This window comes from Zoogloea sp. LCSB751, assembly GCF_002028455.1.
Lineage (GTDB): Bacteria > Pseudomonadota > Gammaproteobacteria > Burkholderiales > Rhodocyclaceae > Zoogloea.
This window is the reverse complement of the sequence record NZ_MWUM01000076.1, coordinates 1-868: the sequence shown is the minus strand read 5'-3', so window position 1 is coordinate 868 and position 868 is coordinate 1. Positions and strand designations below refer to the sequence as shown.

1 protein-coding gene is annotated in these 868 nt (G+C 71.7%); it reads left to right on the top strand.

What is annotated here, in order from left to right:
• Positions 1 to 868 (top strand): DUF3987 domain-containing protein (locus B4920_RS25795; protein ID WP_139379640.1); only part of this gene is annotated, 868 nt, incomplete at both ends.

The window sequence follows — 868 nt, the reverse complement described above, 5'->3', positions numbered from 1 at the left end:
TGCCGCTGCCGGAAGGCCTCGCGCCGGTCGCCCCGTTCGACTACGCGCTGCTGCCGGATCGGCTGCGGCCGTGGGTGCAGGACGTGGCCGACCGCATGCAGTGCCCGCCGGATTTCGTCGCCGTGCCGATGGTGGCCGCGGCCGGCAACCTGATCGGCCGGCGTTGCGCCATCCGGCCCCAGGCCCGCAGCGACTGGCAGGAGTTTCCCAACCTGTGGGGCTGCATCGTCGGGCGTCCCGGCATGATGAAGAGCCCGGCGATGATGGCGGCCCTGGCCCCCATCGTGCGCCTCGAAGCCCGTGCGCTGGAGGAATGGACACAGGCTCAGGGGCAATGGCGGGCCGAAGCGGAGATCGCCAAGGCTCGGGCCGAAGCCCGCAAGTCGGAAGCGACCCGCGCACTCCGCAAAGACCCCAACGCCCTGGTGGACGTGGCCAGTTTCCTCACGCCCGATGCGGACGAAGCCCCGATCCTGCGCCGCTACACGGTGGCCAGCGCGACCGTGGAAGCCTTGGCCGAGAAGCTCATCGAGAACCCGCGCGGCCTGCTGGTGGTCCGCGACGAGTTGCCAGGCTGGCTCGCCGGCCTGGACCGGGAAGACGCCGCCGAACTGCGCGCCTTCCTGATGACGGGCTGGAACGGCAAGGACGGCTGGACCTTCGACCGCATCGGCCGCGGCCATCGACGCGTGCCGGCGGTGTGCCTGGGTGTGATCGGTGGTGCCCAGCCCGGCCCCCTCGGGGAATACCTACGCGCCACGCTGCGTGGTGGGGCATCGGACGATGGCATGCTGGCCCGCTTCGGCCTGCTGGTGTGGCCGGAGACCGGCGGCACCTGGAAGAACGTGGACCGCTACCCGGACGGCCC